This window comes from Rosenbergiella epipactidis, from assembly GCF_018494055.1.
Classification (GTDB): domain Bacteria; phylum Pseudomonadota; class Gammaproteobacteria; order Enterobacterales; family Enterobacteriaceae; genus Rosenbergiella; species Rosenbergiella epipactidis.
Genome location: NZ_JABBFQ010000001.1, coordinates 135,360 through 152,618, shown reverse-complemented (window position 1 = coordinate 152,618; position 17,259 = coordinate 135,360). Strand labels below are relative to the sequence as shown.

The 17,259-nt window shown below is 48.2% G+C and carries 18 protein-coding genes; 8 read left to right on the top strand and 10 right to left on the bottom strand.

The genetic code is table 11. From position 1 onward, the window contains the following. Nucleotides 1-57 precede the first annotated feature (57 nt). Together HGT71_RS00740 and HGT71_RS00735 are read left to right on the top strand one after the other, a co-directional pair. Nucleotides 58-972: a DMT family transporter gene (locus HGT71_RS00740; protein ID WP_099822708.1), complete on the top strand. Its 915-nt coding sequence runs from the start codon at nt 58-60 to the stop codon at nt 970-972. Between the two features lie 252 nt (nt 973-1,224). Then, entirely contained in the window at nt 1,225-1,407 is a 183-nt protein-coding gene (locus HGT71_RS00735) for a hypothetical protein (protein ID WP_099822707.1), read from the top strand. Nucleotides 1,408-1,459: 52 nt separating this feature from the next. Here HGT71_RS00735 and HGT71_RS00730 read toward each other — a convergent pair whose 3' ends face one another. After that, nucleotides 1,460-2,296: an endonuclease gene (locus HGT71_RS00730; RefSeq protein WP_241595883.1), complete on the bottom strand. Its 837-nt coding sequence runs from the start codon at nt 2,294-2,296 to the stop codon at nt 1,460-1,462. Nucleotides 2,297-2,491: 195 nt separating this feature from the next. On the opposite strand from HGT71_RS00730, the gene HGT71_RS00725 reads away from it, so the two are divergent. Next, entirely contained in the window at nt 2,492-3,412 is a 921-nt protein-coding gene (locus tag HGT71_RS00725; protein ID WP_214216103.1) for a Kdo(2)-lipid IV(A) acyltransferase, read from the top strand. 26 nt (nt 3,413-3,438) lie between these two features. Here the strand turns inward: HGT71_RS00725 and HGT71_RS00720 are convergent, their stop codons facing one another. Together HGT71_RS00720 and HGT71_RS00715 are read right to left on the bottom strand one after the other, a co-directional pair. Next, nucleotides 3,439-4,185: a molybdate ABC transporter permease subunit gene (locus HGT71_RS00720; RefSeq protein WP_214216102.1), complete on the bottom strand. Its 747-nt coding sequence runs from the start codon at nt 4,183-4,185 to the stop codon at nt 3,439-3,441. An 18-nt stretch (nt 4,186-4,203) separates the two neighbouring features. Further along, nucleotides 4,204-5,154 (bottom strand): extracellular solute-binding protein, encoded by a 951-nt coding sequence (locus HGT71_RS00715; RefSeq protein ID WP_214216101.1) that lies wholly within the window; start codon nt 5,152-5,154, stop codon nt 4,204-4,206. 156 nt (nt 5,155-5,310) lie between these two features. On the opposite strand from HGT71_RS00715, the gene HGT71_RS00710 reads away from it, so the two are divergent. Next, nucleotides 5,311-6,393: an oxidoreductase gene (locus tag HGT71_RS00710; protein ID WP_214216100.1), complete on the top strand. Its 1,083-nt coding sequence runs from the start codon at nt 5,311-5,313 to the stop codon at nt 6,391-6,393. 40 nt (nt 6,394-6,433) lie between these two features. Here HGT71_RS00710 and HGT71_RS00705 read toward each other — a convergent pair whose 3' ends face one another. Further along, a complete protein-coding gene (locus tag HGT71_RS00705; RefSeq protein ID WP_214216099.1) occupies nt 6,434-7,444 on the bottom strand; it encodes a zinc-binding alcohol dehydrogenase family protein in 1,011 nt (336 codons plus the stop codon). Between the two features lie 177 nt (nt 7,445-7,621). On the opposite strand from HGT71_RS00705, the gene HGT71_RS00700 reads away from it, so the two are divergent. Further along, nucleotides 7,622-7,861: a DinI-like family protein gene (locus tag HGT71_RS00700; RefSeq protein ID WP_214216098.1), complete on the top strand. Its 240-nt coding sequence runs from the start codon at nt 7,622-7,624 to the stop codon at nt 7,859-7,861. Nucleotides 7,862-7,902: 41 nt separating this feature from the next. Here HGT71_RS00700 and HGT71_RS00695 read toward each other — a convergent pair whose 3' ends face one another. Next, on the bottom strand, nt 7,903-9,291 hold the full coding sequence (locus HGT71_RS00695; RefSeq protein WP_214216097.1) for a sugar porter family MFS transporter: 1,389 nt from the start codon (nt 9,289-9,291) through the stop codon (nt 7,903-7,905). 123 nt (nt 9,292-9,414) lie between these two features. Here HGT71_RS00695 and HGT71_RS00690 point away from each other — a divergent pair, with 123 nt between their 5' ends. Continuing rightward, nucleotides 9,415-9,606: a hypothetical protein gene (locus HGT71_RS00690; protein ID WP_244986388.1), complete on the top strand. Its 192-nt coding sequence runs from the start codon at nt 9,415-9,417 to the stop codon at nt 9,604-9,606. Here HGT71_RS00690 and HGT71_RS00685 read toward each other — a convergent pair. After that, a complete protein-coding gene (locus tag HGT71_RS00685; RefSeq protein WP_214216096.1) occupies nt 9,603-10,064 on the bottom strand; it encodes an Lrp/AsnC family transcriptional regulator in 462 nt (153 codons plus the stop codon). The two genes, HGT71_RS00690 and HGT71_RS00685, sit on opposite strands and share 4 nt — an antisense overlap. Nucleotides 10,065-10,205: 141 nt before the next feature. Here HGT71_RS00685 and HGT71_RS00680 point away from each other — a divergent pair, with 141 nt between their 5' ends. After that, a complete protein-coding gene (locus HGT71_RS00680; RefSeq protein WP_214216095.1) occupies nt 10,206-11,888 on the top strand; it encodes an alpha-keto acid decarboxylase family protein in 1,683 nt (560 codons plus the stop codon). On the opposite strand, the gene HGT71_RS00675 is transcribed toward HGT71_RS00680, so the two are convergent. The 4 genes from HGT71_RS00675 to HGT71_RS00660 all read right to left on the bottom strand — a co-directional run bounded on the left by HGT71_RS00675 (nt 11,878) and on the right by HGT71_RS00660 (nt 14,699). Beyond that, a complete protein-coding gene (locus tag HGT71_RS00675) occupies nt 11,878-12,783 on the bottom strand; it encodes a DMT family transporter (RefSeq protein ID WP_214216094.1) in 906 nt (301 codons plus the stop codon). The genes HGT71_RS00680 and HGT71_RS00675 overlap by 11 nt on opposite strands. Further along, nucleotides 12,780-13,343 (bottom strand): TetR/AcrR family transcriptional regulator, encoded by a 564-nt coding sequence (locus tag HGT71_RS00670; protein ID WP_214216093.1) that lies wholly within the window; start codon nt 13,341-13,343, stop codon nt 12,780-12,782. The genes HGT71_RS00675 and HGT71_RS00670 overlap by 4 nt, the downstream gene beginning before the upstream one ends. 61 nt (nt 13,344-13,404) lie before the next feature. Next, nucleotides 13,405-14,157, bottom strand: coding sequence for an SDR family oxidoreductase (locus HGT71_RS00665; RefSeq protein WP_214216092.1), 753 nt, complete (start codon nt 14,155-14,157; stop codon nt 13,405-13,407). A gap of 65 nt (nt 14,158-14,222) precedes the next feature. Continuing rightward, nucleotides 14,223-14,699 (bottom strand): OsmC family protein, encoded by a 477-nt coding sequence (locus HGT71_RS00660; RefSeq protein ID WP_214216091.1) that lies wholly within the window; start codon nt 14,697-14,699, stop codon nt 14,223-14,225. Between the two features lie 1,167 nt (nt 14,700-15,866). On the opposite strand from HGT71_RS00660, the gene HGT71_RS00655 reads away from it, so the two are divergent. Next, nucleotides 15,867-17,087 (top strand): cupin domain-containing protein, encoded by a 1,221-nt coding sequence (locus HGT71_RS00655; RefSeq protein ID WP_241595866.1) that lies wholly within the window; start codon nt 15,867-15,869, stop codon nt 17,085-17,087. Nucleotides 17,088-17,259: the final 172 nt, after the last annotated feature.

Below are 17,259 nucleotides of genomic sequence, written 5' to 3'. Positions count from 1 at the left end.
TAAGTTCTATGATATAGTCCGCGCCCACTTATTATTCTGACACTAAACAGGAGCATTATGGACGTTAGAAAACAACTTGATGGTACTGCGGTTATCGCAATGCTATTGATTTGTCTTGTTTGGAGTTCACAACAAGTCATATTGAAAGAAATTGCCGGTAACTTCTCTCCTCTTCTATTACTGGCCTTTCGTTCAGGTATCGCCGCATTAATGCTAGGAGTATTAATGACGGTACAACGCCAACGTTTCCCTATGGCCAATGGTATGTGGTTAATGGGCGGTTTGGTCGGCCTACTGTTCTCGCTCGAATATTTCTTCGTTTCAGAAGCCGTCAAATACACAACAGCAGGTCACGTGGTCGTCTTTCTTTATACCTCGCCCATTTTTGCTGCAGTAGGGTTAAATTTTGCTATTAAGGATGAACGTCTCTCTGGGTTACAGTGGGTGGGGATTGTCTTCTCCTTCATTGGAATCTGCGTCTCGTTTTCCGGTGGGTTCGGTGATAGCACCATGCTTAAGGGTGACTTCTTTGCATTACTTTCTGGCTTAATGTGGGGCGCGACGACGGTGGTTATTCGCAGTACTCGTGTTAATCAGATGGGATCGCGCCCTATCCTACTTTATCAATTGATTGTCTCGTTTATTATTCTCTTACTCGCGAGCTGGTTAAGTGGTAATACGCTGTTTGAACCCACGTTAAAAAATATCACCGCCCTGACTTTTCAATCTGTGGTGATCTGTTTTATCAGCTTTTTGGCGTGGTTTGCTTTACTGAAGAAATATGTTGCTTCGCAACTCGGTGTGCTGACTTTCATGACCCCACTGTTTGGTGTCATTTTAGGTGCCTTACTTCTGCACGAAACCATTCAAAATACATTTGTTTGGGGAGCTAACTTAGTAGTGATTGGTATCATTCTGGTCACGGTGAAAAGTGGCGGTATCAGAATCTTTAGACGCCGTCGTCCATTATAAGTTTCTACGTTAGCGCTCAGCGCCGCGAGTAGACCCTGACGGTCTACTCGATTTTTCCCGCTTTATCCTTCCGCACATTCAGTTAAGAAAAAGAAATTTCAATTTTTGTAAAAAACACAGCCGTCATCTGATTGTCACACTATAGTTGTTATATGGAACTAGGAATTAGCAGTGATGTGATAAAAAAATCCTAATTCCAATTCCCTACGGGGACCGTTAAGTCTGGTGTAGAACAATCCGAGGAGAAGACGAATGTTTACCTTAACACGAAACGAATTTGAATCGATTAATCCTGACTACCGTGGTGTATGGCAAAAAGAGTGCACCGAATTGCCTAAATGGCCGCAAATCCGTGAGCAATATGTTGGCAAGCGTACTATCTTACGTCAGGGTGCGTTACTGATTGAAGATATGCACTTCGCTATCATGACTTGACCCACCCGTCTGATGAGAAAAAGGTAAAGTGGATGACATCTTTACCTTTTTTTTATTCGTCTAAAGGAATGACTTCAACCCCACTGAATAGCGCTCGGCAGAGAATGCGGTAGCTATCCCCATCGAAGCTATTTTCGTGCTGTTCCCGCGGCAAACTCGCTAAAGTGTTCACTGTATTAATATAACGCCAGTGATCGATGATATGGTAATCATTAAACCCTTCCCGCTGCTCGTGGATAGCCACTCTCCCTTTATAAGGCCACATTTTTATCTGCCAAGTAGAAAGGGCTTGGATAACACGGCGACTATGCTCCTCAACAGTTTCCTTCCCTTGGCACACTCCTCGGCATTTTCCCAACATCGACCGAAAACATCCCCGGCCTCGCTGTGTGGTCTCAATTCCTAAGGTGGCAAGGCAAAGCTGATGCTCGTCGGCTAGATTCCTGATAAATTCCATCGCCGATCGCTTATTACGAAAGAGGCCGTAAAGATTCGGGGTGCGGGCAAAGTTCTGTTCGCTGGAACTGACAAATGCGATACGCGGCTCAAGCCATTGCAAGCTAAAAAGCGAGCGTTGTTTGCGTAACTGCTTATTGTGAAGCGGGATAAGTTGCTTGATAAGGGTGGCCTCGAGCAGCTGTGCACCGATATCTCCTGCGGTCTCGGAGAAGGTAATTCTATCCGTTTGCCGCAATAATTTCGCCTCTCTGACCGTACGTAAATGTGATAGTACACGAGAACGAATATTGACACTTTTACCAATATACAAAGGCACGTGGCTGTTCGCCGCCCAGAAAAAGTAGACGCCGGGCGTCGCAGGAAGGTGCGCTAAGGTGTCGCGAAGTTGTTGCGGGTAACGATAAAGTTCAGTGTCATGTTCACGGGCCATAGAGCGTCTCATCATTATGCTATAGGTTAAGTGTAGCAAATTGATAGGGCTTAAGGGCTGACTTAAGAAAATTACAATCCGTAGTCATCTCTATGATGTGTAGGGCTTTTACAAAGCTAAGCCAGCATTTTTACTCCGATTACGATATAATGCTCGCCATATTGTTAAAATTTATTTAGATGATTAGGGCTTATAATGACCATTTTGCCTAAGTTTACACGTCAATTACTGCATCCACGCTATTTTCTATTATGGTGTGGCATTGGCGCGCTTTATTTAGTCGTGCAGTTACCCTATAAGTTCTTGAACACCTTAGGTCCGTTAGTCGGACGATTGGCGATGAAAGTAATGACCGATCGCGTCTATGTCGCTGCACGAAACTTGCACCTCTGTTTTCCCGAGAAGTCGGAGCAAGAAAGGGAGAAACTGCTTAAAGAGAACTTTGAGTCAGTGGGGATGGCGTTATTTGAAACCGGCATGGCATGGTTTTGGTCAGATGCGCGAGTAAAAAAGCACTTCTCCGTCACGGGGCTGGAACATATTTCGAAAGCGCAGCAAGAAGGTAAAGGCGTCCTATTATTGGGTGTCCACTTTCTGACGTTGGAACTTGGTGCCCGTATTTTTGGGATCTATAACCCCGGGATCGGCGTCTATCGGCCGAATAATAATCCGGTGATTGATTGGCTACAGACCTACGGTCGTATGCGTTCCAATAAAGATATGATTAATCGTCGTGATGTAAAGGGTATGCTACGGGCCCTGAAAAAAGGGGATATTTTATGGTATGCCCCAGACCATGATTATGGCCCGAAAAGCAGCGTGTTTGCGCCGTTTTTTGCTGTTGAGCAGGCGGCATCGACGAAAGGAAGTTATATGCTGATCCGCATGAGCCAACCAGCCGTCATTCCTTTTCTAGCACGCCGATTACCAGGTAATAAAGGTTACGAGATGGTAATCTTGCCTGCTGCGGAAGATATCCCACTGGACTCTGATATTAATACTGCCACCGCGCTCAATAAATTGGTCGAGCAGTGTGTCATGATGGCCCCAGAGCAGTATATGTGGTTACATCGCCGCTTTAAAACCCGCCCACCCGGCGAGCCTTCGATGTATTAACCCGTCACCCGCCTTTTGTTGGCGGGCTAGATTTGTGGTTTGCGTGAACGAAAGAAACACCATAATGGAAACGGTAGACTGGTTAACAACAGTATCCACAATAGGGCATAGACCGCATCAACTCCGCCATTTTGTAGGTTTACATACAGTTTGACCGGTATCCCCTGCGGGAAATAGCAGAAGATCATCACAATCCCAAATTCACCCAATGCTCTGGCCCAGGCTAAAGAAAGACTATTGAGTAAGCCACGCCTAGCCAGTGGCAGTGTCAACCGGCAGAAGATCTGCCAACGACTTGCTCCAAGTGTCTCAGCCACTTCGCTGACCGCCGAGGGAACCGCCTCGAACGTACTTCGCGCCATCAGTACGTAAAAAGGCAATGCTGCGTAGAGTTGGGCGAGAACAAAAGCTGCCGGAGTGTTAGTCAGGTTAACGCCCAGTCGCGCAATCATCTCCCCTATCGTGCCATAAGGACCGTAGGCCGCTACCAGTAAAATCCCCATTGCTAGAGGGGGGGTTAACAGGGGAATAAGGAGTCCAATTTCGATCGCAACCCGCCATGATGACCGAGTTTTCGCTAACCATAGCGCAACAGGCGTACCGAGTAACACGATCAGAGGCAGGCTGACTAGACTGAGACTCAATGAGGTCCAGACGGCGCGTACATCGCCATAAGCCAATGTAAAATGCTGCCATGGCGTGACCACCAGCAAGGTGATAAACGGCACGGCGAGCAGGCACAGTGCTGGAAACAGTAAACCACGCAGTAACATCAGCAACAACGCACAAGGTTACTGCTGATACAGGGCTTTCCCTTTCGGCTGATCATAGCCATTATCCTTGAAAATCTGTTGGGCTGGGGCACTGGTGAGGTAACGGACGAACTGTTGCGCCAACTCAGGATGGGGCGCATTGTTCAGCACCGCAGCGTAGAAGACCAGGGGCTGAGGATGATACGTTTTAGGCTGACCAGTATGATCGGCCAAGGTAAAGCTAACCTTGTCGTACCATTGCTGGCTGTAATCTGGATTGCTTAGGTTAATTTGGTCGGGCAGTACCACATAAGGCAGTTTCGCCGAGCGGGTTGCGCTTTCATAGCCCGAGGCTGCATCGACTTGTCCCGCCTCTAAACGCGCTAACAGGCCGCCCTCCGCCGCAATCTGTTGCGGGTTAATCAAATCACCCATGATAGTGCTGGCTAATCCCGGTTGCTGATAATAACGTTCTGCCAGTTTTAGGGTAAAGATAATGTTTTGGCCTTGTGGATCGCTGGTAGGGTCCGTGCGGCCAAAACGTAAGCCAGGCTCAGACAGGATTTTCCACCAAGGCGTCTTATTTTTATCGCCTGACTGAGCAAACTGCTGTGCAAAACGGCTCTTTGGATTATAAGCGATCACCATACGTGTACTGGCGACGGGTTGTGCTTGATCGACCAATCCCGCTTGTTTCAATACCTCGATCGGTCCAGGCATGATTGACACAAAGACATCTGCAACCACTTTTTTTGACGCTAACAAGCCTGCCATTCCATATGCCCCCTGCCCTTGCCCCTGATAATCAACATGATTTTTTTTGGCAAAGTCTGGTCCCAAGCCGTTATCCATCACCACGCCCATCGACCCGGCATAGGTGACCGTCAAGGTATCAGCAATCGCCGATTGGCAGGAAAAACCAAGGCTGCTCAGTAACAGTAGAGAGGTTAAATAACGTTTTCTTGCGGTATAAGGTGATAGGGTCTGCACGAAAGGCACACTCGCTTAGGAATAAGATCTTTACACCATAATCGGCCTAAAAAACGAAATCAAGTCGCTTAATGCACTGCTTGTTCGCCACTTGCACGGCTAACGTGTTAAATTAGTTAAGATAATCTAACATTTACCCTACAAAAAGGACGCAAAATGAGTCAGGCTCCTCAACAAACTACCCCACGCATCAAGGTGGCACTCATCGGTTACGGGTTTGTCGGTAAAACCTTCCATGCACCCTTAATAAGCGCCATTGAAGGGTTAGAGCTGATCATTATCGCTTCCAGCGACAGTGAAAAAGTACATCGCGATTATCCGGCTGTCGAGGTTATTGCCGATCCCGAAACCGCTATCACTCATCCTGAAGTCGATCTTGTGGTGATTGCCAGCCCGAATGCCACCCATGCCCCCCTCGCCAAACTCGCTTTGCTGGCTAATAAGCATGTTGTTGTAGATAAGCCTTTCACCCTCGATCTCGCCGAAGCACGTGAACTTATCGAGATCGCTGGCCAACAACAACGCTTACTCTCCGTCTTCCATAATCGCCGTTGGGACAGTGACTTCTTGGCGATCAAGACCCAGTTGCAAGCTGGTAAAATCGGTAATATCGCTCAGTTTGAGTCTCATATGGACCGTTTTCGCCCACAAGTCCGTGATCGCTGGCGTGAGAAAGCCCAACCGGGCAGCGGCTTATGGTTCGATATCGGCCCACATTTGATCGACCAAACGCTACAGCTATTTGGATTACCCGACTCAGTTGAAGGCAATATCTGCTTATTACGTGAAGGCGCGCAGATTGATGACTGGGCACACGTAATAATGAACTACCCTCAGCATCGGGTCATTTTACATTGCTCAATGCTTGCCGCAGGCGGTAGCTTACGCTTTGTCGCCCATGGTACCGAAGGCAGTTTAGTCAAAACAGGGATTGATCAGCAAGAAGCCCAACTGGCCGCAGGCGTCCGACCGGGAGACGCTATTTGGGGTCAGGATGACGATCCAGTGGTCTATTACTGCCCAGAAGGCAAGGCACATTCGCTTGCAACACCCGCCGGCGATCAAAGTCGCTACTATCACGGTATCGCTGATGCGTTACGCCAAGGGGCCCCGAATCCGGTTTCTGGGATTGAGGCACTGGCGGTCATGGCCGTGATGGAGGCAGCCGTTGCGGCTTCGCAAAGCGGTCAGCGCCAAGTCATTGCGTTAACCGAGCAAGAAATCGCCCAACTGCGTTAGTCTCTCGCTTGCATGAAGGGAGTTTTATACTCCCTTCACCTCACGTCGATGAAAAACCAGACAGTACAATTTTACCCTTCGCCTTATGGCTTTCTAGCATCGCATGCGCCTTACGTAAATTATCCGCATTGATGACACCATAATGTTCTGCCAAGGTCGTTTTTAATACTCCTTGATCGATCAGGCTAGCCACACGCGTCAGAATCTCGTGTTGGCGGATCATATCCTCGGTTTCAAAAAGCGAACGTGTAAACATCAGTTCCCAATGCAGAGAGATTGCTTTACGTTTCAGTGGCAGTGCATCGAGGGTTTTTGGGTCATCGATTAAGCCTAATTTTCCCTGAGGGACTAACAACTCGATAATTTCTTTGTAGTGGCTGTCGGTATGGGTCAGGCTCGCCACATAATCCACTTGCTTGATGCCTAGCTGTGCACAGCCCTCAACCAACGATGTTGTATGATCAATCACCTCATCAGCGCCTAAAGCCTTAACCCACTGCGAGGTTTCCGGGCGTGAGGCAGTGGCGATAACGCGTAATTGAGTCAGTTTACTGGCCAGCTGGGTTAAGAGTGAGCCCACTCCCCCTGCCGCACCAATAATCAATAAGGTTTTAGGCTTTTCAGTCTCCACCGCTAATCGGTCGAATAACAGTTCCCACGCGGTTAAGGCCGTCAGAGGTAGCGCCGCGGCTTCCGCATCACTGCATTGATTAGGCTTTTTAGCGACGATACGCTCATCCACTAAGTGGTATTCCGCATTAGTCCCTGGACGAATTAACGAACCTGCATAGTACACCTTATCCCCGGCGGCGAATAAGCTGACCTCCTCGCCCACTGCCACCACTTCCCCCACGGCATCCCATCCGAGGATACGCGGTTCTGCTGTATTGGCCGTGCGCCGTATTTTCGTATCGATGGGGTTCACAGAAATCGCCGCAATCTTCACTAATAAATCGCGCGCGTCTGGGCTCGGTTTATCCGTCTCGATTTCATAAAGGGCATGGGGATCAGTAATAGGTAATTGGTGGTCTTGGTAAACAATCGCTTTCATAACACTCTCCATAGAGTTTGTCTTTCGGTTCTTCGCCTGATTAAAGCATAGTGGATTATCTTGAACTCGAGTGCCAACGATTTCAAATACCCCTACCTTAAGGCATAAAAGCCCTACTTGACAATCACTTAACCACTAGGCACTATACTGTTTATCTATACAGTTATTGGGTGGGTTATGTACGTAGAATTGGTGTATGATAAAAGAAATGTTGCCGGGCTCGATAACGCTGCAGAGATTATTCTGCAAGAATTAACCCAGCGAGTAAGACGACTATTTCCTGATGCTGAAGTCCGGGTTAAACCGATGCAAAGGAATAGCTTAAATAGTGATGCCAGTAAGAGCGATCGAGAAAAGCTTAACCGGATGTTAGAGGAGATGTTCGACGAGGCCGACATGTGGCTGGTTGCCGAATAAATTAACGCCTGAGGGTGACGCCCATCACCCTCAGGGCTTGATTACTTCCCGATATCTCGCAAGGCCTTACCCTGCATTAAGTTGCGTTCAATATGCTCTAACGAAACATTTTTCGTTTCCGGTACTAGCCATAACGTAATCACAATAAAGAGCAGATTTAATCCGCCATACAACCAGAAGGTATTGGCATTGCCAAAACTCTCCAGCAAGGTCAGAAACGTTGCCCCAACGATCATATTGGCGACCCAGTTAGTGGTAGTGGATAAAGTGATGCCGAAATCACGCCCTTTCAGTGGCTGAACCTCTGAGCACAGTAACCAGATCACTGGGCCTGCCGCCATGGCGAAACCAATAATAAACAGCAGTAACATTACGATGGCCGTGTATTGAATCGCTATCGAATGGATACCGTTATGAATAAACAGGCCTAGCACGCCCATCCCCACCGCCATGACCAAGAAACTGGTTAGTAGCATCGGTTTTCGTCCCCAGCGATCAACCAAACCTACCGCAATCAGGGTGGCCAACATATTGGTTAAACCGACCACTACTGTGCCCCACATCTGCTGTGAAGTACTGGCAAATCCGGCGATGGCGAAAATCTTGGGCGCGTAATACATCACCACATTCATTCCGGTAAATTGTTGCATCACTTGCAATAACACGCCTAAGCCCACTGAACGGCGGAAATTAGCATTAGTACGGAATAATGACCATCCGCTCTGCTTAACCTTTAAGCTTTCGCGTATCTCATCCAGCTCTTTTTTGGCTTGGGTATCGGTACTGCGTAAGCGCTCAAGGACCTTCTGCGCATCGTGATAACGACCGGTCGCGGCTAGCCAGCGTGGACTATTGGGAAGAAAGATCACGCCGATAAACAATACCAACGCAGGAAGTGCGATAACACCCAACATTAGCCGCCAGTTGCCGCTATAGCTTAACGCGGCATCAGAGAGAAAGGCCACCACAATACCGGTCGTTAACATCATTTGATACATCGAAATCATCGAGCCACGATAGCGCTCAGGCGCGATTTCTGCGATATAAAGTGGGGCAGTGTAAGAGGCAAATCCGACTGCCAAGCCAAGCAGCACCCGTGCGCAGACCAGACTGGTGACATCAGGGGAAAACGCAGACCATAATGAGCCAATAATAAATAAGATTGCCCCAGCTAGAATGCTTTTTTTGCGGCCAAGGCGGTAAGACATCCAGCCTGCGGTTAAGGCCCCTATCGCGGCACCAAACATCATAGCACTCACGACCCACTCTTGCTGGTGACTGGTTATTGAAAGGTCTTGCGCTAAAAAGGGCAATGCACCGGCGATAACGCCAATATCCAGTCCAAACAACAGTCCAGATAACGCGGCGATCCCGCCGACAAACCAGGTAAAATGTTTCGCTTTACGTTGTCGAAGCGGTGTATCAGACATGTTTACATCCCAATAAGTTATAGTTATGTAAACACATGGTAATGTTATGTCATGATAAACAGTGTGTTACCGGTCACAGAATGTTGCTAAAATGTTTACTCTTTTTGAAAGGAAATATTAATCGTGCGCCACTACACCTACTTATTTGTCGGTCTACTGTTAACCGGCTGTTCAACCGCTCCCCCACCACCGCCACGGTCTACTGCCGCCTGCGTCGCGTACCAACAGATGATGACCGCTCCTCTTCCGCCATATGAGCATGAGCAGTTACGTCAACAATGTGAACACTCGCGCGCCGATCCGAACGCTCCTTAGACCGGCCGTGTCGGAAGTTGGCTTATCTGCTTCAGTTTTTTTAATACCACGAAAGATTTAACATGGCTAATAACCTCGCTAGCTAATAAGGTGTGAGAAATAAAATCGGCTAGCTGCTCTAAATTAGCGGCAATAATCTTCAATAAATAGTCGGCTTCACCGCTGACCATATGGACTTCCTGAATGGCTGCCTCTCCGTCGATAATATGTTGAAAATGCCGCATCGATTTAGGGTCGTGGCTAGGTAAATTGATGTGTACATAGGCTAATACCTGTAGGCCAATCGCTTGCCCATTTACCCTAGCCGAATAGCCCTGAATAATCCCGGCCTCTTCCAGTGCGGTTCTGCGACGTGAACACTGCGAGGCAGACAACCCCACTTTTTCGCCCACTTCTTGGTTGGTGAGACGTCCATCAAGCTGCAACGCCGAAATAATTCTCCAATCGAAATTATCCATCCTATCCTCGCACGATTTATGTAACTAAAGCCGATTCAGTACAAAACACGCACACTTCTTGTACCGCTTTGCCGCTAGACTGATTAGAAATATTTATTTTCTGCACAAATCATTCATCACTTTTAGCACGAGGTGACATCGATGCAAATGCAATTGGGACAATTTTTACTGCGGCGATTACATGAAGTCGGTATCGAACATCTCTTCGGCGTACCGGGCGATTTTAATCTCTCTTTCCTTGAACAAACCGTACCCCCTTCCCCTATAAGGTTTATCAATAATTGTAATGAGTTAAATGCCGCTTATGCCGCAGATGGCTATGCACGTAGCAAGGGGATAGGCGCTTTCGTTACCACTTGGGGGGTGGGCGATCTGAGCGCACTCAATGGTCTCGCGGGGGCTTACGCTGAAAATATTCCCGTGGTGCATATCAGTGGCTTACCGCCGCTGCATGCGGTCAATGATCGCGCCCTTCTTCATCACACCTTAGTCGATGGCGATTACGATAATATTGGTCGTTGTGTCGCGGAGTTTACCGTGGCGCAAACGCGCCTGACTCCGGCGAATGCAGTGATGGAGATTGATCGCTTGCTGCAATGTTGTTGGCTTGAACGGCGTCCCGTTCATCTACAGCTACCGTCCGATATCACTCATTTAATGATTGAGGTACCCACCCAGCCCTTATGTCTAATCGAGCCGACGAGTGATCCACGGCAACTCAATCGCGTTATTTCGCACCTGCAAGCGCAATGGCGGCCCGAAAATAGCCCCGTTTTTTTACTCGATAACGATGCGGTACGATTTGGCGTTGTCGATTTTATTCGCACGATTGCTGAGAAGCTGGCCATCCGTTATGCGGTACTGCCCAGTGCCAAAGGGATTATGGATGAAGACTCTGCCCTCTATCTTGGGGTATATGCCGGTCAGGCAAGTTTACCTGCCGTCAGTCATGCTATTCATCATTCGGAGTGTGTGATAGGGGTTGGCCTCCGTCTGACAGATTGTAATACTGGGTTGTTTAGCCAGCTTATCGATAACTCACGACTTATCGCGCTCAGACGCTTCGATGTCGCCATCAATGGCGCACAATACCCGGGCGTGATGCTTCAAGAGTTATGCCGACAACTCGCTGAACAACTCCGTGACCGCGAAGCTAGGCCTCTTCCCCCTCGATCTTCCTTACCGCTCTCGACTCAACCGCACACGACATTTTCTCAAGCCTATTTCTGGCAAGCCCTACAAGCGTTTATTCGTCCGCAGGATAGTATTTTTGCTGAAGCAGGCACCGCGCACAGTGGTGCATCCAGTCTACAATTACCTACGGGCGCGCGTTATCACTCGCAGATTATTTGGGGTTCCATCGGTTTTACGCTGCCGGCTCTGCTGGGATCACTTATTGCGCGACCCGAACAACGGCATCTGCTATTTATTGGCGATGGCTCGTTGCAGCTGACCGTTCAAGAACTTTCTACCTTATTACAACAGCGCCTGACACCGATTATTTTCCTTATCAATAATCGCGGATATACCATAGAACGGCTTATTCTTGGCGAAAATTCTGTGTATAACGATGTCAACGAATGGGATTATGCCAAGCTGCCTAATGTGCTCGATAAAGGTAATCATGCCTTATCCTTTGTTGTCGACGATATCCCGTCACTGCATCAAGCGCTGCATGCCGCAGAGCATCCGAATAGGGATAAAGCCATCTTTATTGAGGTACGCTTCTCCCCTTTGGATGCCCCACCTCAGCTCAAACATTTCGCTAAGCGCTTTGCTGACTACGATTACGGCAACTGTGGACCCCGTAACCTCAATCACTGACCGTTACTCGCTTTGGCCAGGCGGTAATCACCAAACTGGCTATGATTAACCCTATCCCCGTCCACCCCATAGGGGATAGGGTCTCATTGAGGATAAATACGGCGAGCAAGGCGGCTACTACGGGTTCAAGTAAGGTAATTGCCGTGGCGATGCTGGCTTTAATTCGGGCCAAGCCTGCACCGTAACATAGGTAGCCAATACCCATTGGAAAGATCGCCATATAGCCGCCCACCGCCGCATTTTGCCAGGATGCGAGCAAGGAACCACCGGTCGCGATTAACAATGGCAAGAGAAGCAGCCCCCCCACGCCAAATGTTGAACCCATTGCCGCACGGCTTATCACCCCGTTTACCATCATCTTTCTTGCGGTCCACGAATATAACGCGTAGGTCAGCCCAGCCAATAAGCCTAAGGCAACCCCGACGGACAAGGATGCTTGAGCAGGATCGCCACCTGCTGAAGGCACGGGGTGTATCTGGGCGAGCAAGCTAATGCCAATGACACCGACGAGTGCGCCCCCTAACCACTGCTTCGTTAAGGCACTTTTTTCCATGCGATTTTCGATTAAGGCAGAAAATAGTGGTGCAGAGCCGATAGAGATGACAGTACCCACTGCTACCCCCGCAAAGTCCATTGAGCAGTAGAAAGCTAGCGGATAGATGGCAACCGCGCAGGCGCCGATAATCAATAAGCGGCGCTGTTGCTGTAATTGAGGGAGCGAGCTTAATATGGCTGGTAGCGCTAATAGCGCTTGCAAGATCCCACCGATCCCCATGGCGACACAGGCGATAGTTATCGGGCTTAATGCTGGCGCTAAGCGTGCGGCTGTCCCTGTCGTTCCCCACGATAAGGCGGCGATCACTACGCAAGTATTGCCGATTAAGGTAGGGCTCATAGGCTCTCCAGTCGTTGGGCTATTATCTGTTTCGCCTGTTGCAATAACGCCGGATGTCCCCTTAACCCAGCCAAGCTGATACAGCCTTCAAGTAAAAAGGCAACTTCTTGCGCCAGCCGTTGGGTTGCGTCGGAGGGAACATTCGGGATTTCGTTCAGCGCGGTAATAATAAACTGTTCGATTTGCGCTTTTTGTTCTGCCACACAACGTCTTTCTAAGGAATCGACTGGAAATTCCGCCGCAGCATTGAGTAGGCCACAACCCCGAAATCCATTTTCATAAGGTTTCTCAGCATGATCTTGATAGGCATCATAAATCGCTAAAATACGATCTTGCGGCGTCATCGTTTGTTGTAATCGGATCGCATAGAGGTCAAGCCATTGTTGATGGCGGAGCGCGAGGTAATCCAACACCAAACACTGTTTCGACACGAAGTGGTTATAAAAACTTTGTTTCGCAACACCGGCGCGCTTGATAATGCTGTCGATCCCCGTCGCATGAATACCTTGATTATAAAATAAGCTATGCGACGCTTGGCGGATTTTTTCTTTAGCCGACATGATGCCCTCCCTATAGACAGACCAGTCTACCTATTATGGAGGGGATTACCACTCACTATCGCTATTTGCCCCCTGCAAGATCGATAAAGCTGCCTGTAACGTAAGAGGCTTCTTCAGAGAGTAGCCAAGCGATAGCATAAGCCACCTCTATTGGCTGTCCCCCTCTGCCCATCGGTAATTGCGACTTTACTCGCTCAATACGATCAGCCTCACCTCCCTCGGCATGCATATCGGTATAGATAAAACCGGGTCGCACCGCATTGACGCGAATACCTGCTGCCGCCACTTCCACACTCAGGCCACGGGTGAACGTATCGATCGCCCCTTTAGACGCAGCATAATCGGTATATTCGAAGGCAGAACCCAGTCTTGCTGCCGCCGAGGAAACATTAACAATTGCGCCGCCCCGCCCTTGATAGTGAGTAGACATCCGTTTAACCGCCTCACGGGCGCAGAGTATTGAGCCACTGATATTGGCCGCGAAAAGCTGCGCCAAGCGGGGACCAGAAAGTTGCTCAACCCGTGATTGCGGCAAGAGTCGAGCCGCATTATTGACTAATCCAGTGATCGGCCCCAAGCGTTGATCGATCTCGGAGAACATTTTACTAATTTGTTGCTCATCACTGATATCGGCGGGGATTGCGATGGCACAACCGCCCTGCTGACGTATCATTTCAACGACTGCTTGGGCTTCTTCCGCTCGCTGCCGGTAATTAATACAGATCTGATGCCCGCGTTCAGCAAGTAATAGTGCAGTAGCCTTGCCGATCCCCCGTGAGCCTCCCGTGATTAAGGTGATTTTTTGCTGTGGCACACTCAGGTTCCTTCTATATTGAACAAATCAGCTTTGGCCCATTATGGATGACTGGCCTCGGAACATTAGGCGGCATCGGACGCGACAATAAATTGAGGTTGGTAGGTTACGGGAAAATTAACAGAACGCGCGATAAAACAGACTGGGTGTACGTCATCATGCAGTTTACGTGCGAGATAGAGGTCGGTAGTAGGTAACACGGTAATCACAGGGTGCAAGGTCATCGACAGAAAGCGTCCCGCCCCGCTCGGTAAAACTTCGCCGACGGCAGTAGGACTGTCTTGATAACCGACAACGGTGACACCGGCTGCAGAAGCGAGGTGTAGATACCACAACATATGGCATGCAGCCAATGATGACATTAACAAATCTTCAGGATTCATCTTGGTTGGATCGCCCCCCAACAGGGGATCATTAGAACAAGCGATAACCGCTTTACCGGGCAGTGCAATGTCCCAGGTACGCGCATAACTGCGATAATGCGCGGTGCCCTCACCCAAGTTACCGGTCCAAGTAATAGAGGTGTGATAAGTGTGTTCCATAACGCCGTCCTTTAAAAAGAGTAGAGCGTTACTGAAACAGAGTTTTAGACAACCGTAAAGAAGTTATTTGCCGACTGGGAGTTAAGATTTTTTGGGGCAAGAATATCAAAGCATTTAGCCTCGTAAACTCCCCCAAGATTGGATTAGTAAGGTTTTACATACATCACAGTTACCAATAATGCTGCCATAATAATACAAGGCACGACGATTACCGCGAGTATCGTGATCATCCAGAATTTACGCTTAGATTGAGACATTAGGCGTCCATTGGAGGTCGAAAATAATGGACTATAGAGTAACGTAGAACGGCTGTTCTATCCAGATAAGGCGGGTAAAAAGTAGCATTGAGCAGACCGAGTGGCTTTTAGTCAGGGGGTGATGGATAAAAGGGAAGTGTTAAATTTAAAAAAGATTCACTACGGCTGTTCAGTTCAGTAGGGGCATCTTCTTACTTATATGGTATAGCGGCACTCATCCCTAAGTGATCGAAAATCCCTACTCTTCGACGCTATACCTTAAGCGTAGTCGACAAATAAAAAGATGCAATAATTTTTCTAACTATTAACATCCTAGTTACCAATGCGGTGATTCACCTGACATAATGGCTCTACGTAATGTTTTTGTGCGTTCTACTTGAGAGCCAGGTAAAGCACTTCTTTCTGGAAAAACGCCCACTCCTCCCCGTTGCGAACGTGAAGCATCATGATCAATGGTGCATCCACTTAACATAAGGCACCCTATAATCCAAAATTTATGCATGACTTGCCTATCCTGTGCGGGGTATTGAAGTGAAACAGTAACCGAGTTGCGAATTATTTTGTTATCGATATTAACGATTAACTTGCCTAGATTGCTGATGATTAAAAGGCTATCCCTACGCCTGTCCGTAAACGAATTGTAAATAAAATCCTAAATGTAACGCCTAGCTGGTAATTGTTGACGGCAACGAAAAGGATACTTCCCACATTATCTGAAGTGAGTCATCATCCAGCGCTTGAAAGGCAAAGATTATCGGTCTCTGCACTGCTGCGCAGCTCGCTGGCGGTAATAAAACCCCTCCTGTTTCGAAACGGGAAAATAACATTGTTAATACAATGTTACATCATCTATTTCTGATTCACCGTCTGCTGGCGTAAAAGTAAAGCTACACACAGACAGGAGGTTTAGATGGCTAATTTTACACGTCGCAATTTTATGTCTTTCGCCGCAGGGGGCACCATGATGCTTGCGGCAGGCGAAGTGCTTGCACACGATAATGATACCAAAGCCTATGCGTTTAAGGCTGATTTCCCTGGCCCCCACGATCCATTGCGCGAACAGGAAAATAAGGATTTAGTTAATCCACCGGCAACCGATAGTGGAACACTGCCTAACCTTCGTTATTCCTTTAGTGACGCCCATATTCGCCGCAGTAGTGGCGGATGGACCCGACAAGTGACCAATCGGGAATTAGGGGTCTCGACTACGATCGCTGGCGTAGATATGCGCCTCAATGCGGGGGGAATTCGAGAACTGCATTGGCATAAAGAAGGCGAATGGGCTTTTATGACTTATGGTCATGCCCGAGTCACGGCGTTCGATACCGAGGGAGGTTGGTTTATCGATGATATTTCTGCCGGAGACCTGTGGTATTTCCCACCGGGAATTCCGCATTCTATTCAAGGCATTGGTAATGACGGTTGTGAATTTTTACTGGCTTTCGACGACGGTGGATTTGACGAGGACAGCACTTTCTTACTTTCTGACTGGTTTAAACATATCCCCCCTGAAGTATTAGCCAAAAACTTTAATGTGCCTGTATCGACTTTTTCACATTTACCCTCCCCGCAAGATGAATATATTTTTGCCGGGAAAGTTCCCGGTGATATTTCATCTGCCAGCCCTAAAAAAGGAAAAAAATCTAAACAGAAATTCACGCACCGCATGATGCAACAGTCTCCTATCACCTCAGCTGGAGGTGAGGTCCGCATCACTGACTCATCCAATTTTCCCGTGTCAAAAACCATTGCTGCCGCATTAGTCGAGATTGCGCCGGGCGGTATGAGAGAGCTGCATTGGCACCCTAATAACGATGAGTGGCAATATTATCTCGAGGGGCAAGGAAGGATGGGTGTATTCGCCTCGTCAGGTCAAGCCCGTACGTTTGATTATCGTGCGGGCGATGTCGGTTATGTCCCATTTGCCATGGGGCACTATATCGAAAATACTGGCGATACCCCGCTACGCTTCCTCGAATTATTTAAAAGCGATTATTATGCTGATATCTCACTTAATCAGTGGTTAGCCAGTACACCGCTTGAATTGGTGAAGCAACACCTACACCTCGATGATCAATTTATGTCAGCGTTATCGGCGCAAAAAAATCCGGTTGTCAAAGGCGCATCGTAATTTTTATGTAAAAGATGGGCGGGTTAACATACCGCCCCATTCGACTAAACCGCCCCTCACTAACGCCTTAACTCTCCGCTCGAAAGCCAGCAGTACAGCGATTTATCATTTTTTTGTGAGATGCATAATCAGATTAAAGATCAAAAATTAGAATTTTCCTAACTTTGAACTA

Bases quoted from the DNA above. Each gene is read 5' to 3' on its own strand.
- HGT71_RS00720 (WP_214216102.1), bottom strand. From the start codon at position 4,185: ATGTTACTGCGTGGTTTACTGTTTCCAGCACTGTGCCTGCTCGCCGTG.
- HGT71_RS00725 (WP_214216103.1), top strand. From the start codon at position 2,492: ATGACCATTTTGCCTAAGTTTACACGTCAATTACTGCATCCACGCTAT.
- HGT71_RS00700 (WP_214216098.1), top strand. From the start codon at position 7,622: ATGTACGTAGAATTGGTGTATGATAAAAGAAATGTTGCCGGGCTCGAT.
- HGT71_RS00710 (WP_214216100.1), top strand. From the start codon at position 5,311: ATGAGTCAGGCTCCTCAACAAACTACCCCACGCATCAAGGTGGCACTC.
- HGT71_RS00730 (WP_241595883.1), bottom strand. From the start codon at position 2,296: ATGGCCCGTGAACATGACACTGAACTTTATCGTTACCCGCAACAACTT.
- HGT71_RS00660 (WP_214216091.1), bottom strand. From the start codon at position 14,699: ATGGAACACACTTATCACACCTCTATTACTTGGACCGGTAACTTGGGT.
- HGT71_RS00695 (WP_214216097.1), bottom strand. From the start codon at position 9,291: ATGTCTGATACACCGCTTCGACAACGTAAAGCGAAACATTTTACCTGG.
- HGT71_RS00685 (WP_214216096.1), bottom strand. From the start codon at position 10,064: ATGGATAATTTCGATTGGAGAATTATTTCGGCGTTGCAGCTTGATGGA.
- HGT71_RS00735 (WP_099822707.1), top strand. From the start codon at position 1,225: ATGTTTACCTTAACACGAAACGAATTTGAATCGATTAATCCTGACTAC.
- HGT71_RS00680 (WP_214216095.1), top strand. From the start codon at position 10,206: ATGCAAATGCAATTGGGACAATTTTTACTGCGGCGATTACATGAAGTC.
- HGT71_RS00670 (WP_214216093.1), bottom strand. From the start codon at position 13,343: ATGTCGGCTAAAGAAAAAATCCGCCAAGCGTCGCATAGCTTATTTTAT.
- HGT71_RS00675 (WP_214216094.1), bottom strand. From the start codon at position 12,783: ATGAGCCCTACCTTAATCGGCAATACTTGCGTAGTGATCGCCGCCTTA.
- HGT71_RS00655 (WP_241595866.1), top strand. From the start codon at position 15,867: ATGGCTAATTTTACACGTCGCAATTTTATGTCTTTCGCCGCAGGGGGC.
- HGT71_RS00740 (WP_099822708.1), top strand. From the start codon at position 58: ATGGACGTTAGAAAACAACTTGATGGTACTGCGGTTATCGCAATGCTA.
- HGT71_RS00705 (WP_214216099.1), bottom strand. From the start codon at position 7,444: ATGAAAGCGATTGTTTACCAAGACCACCAATTACCTATTACTGATCCC.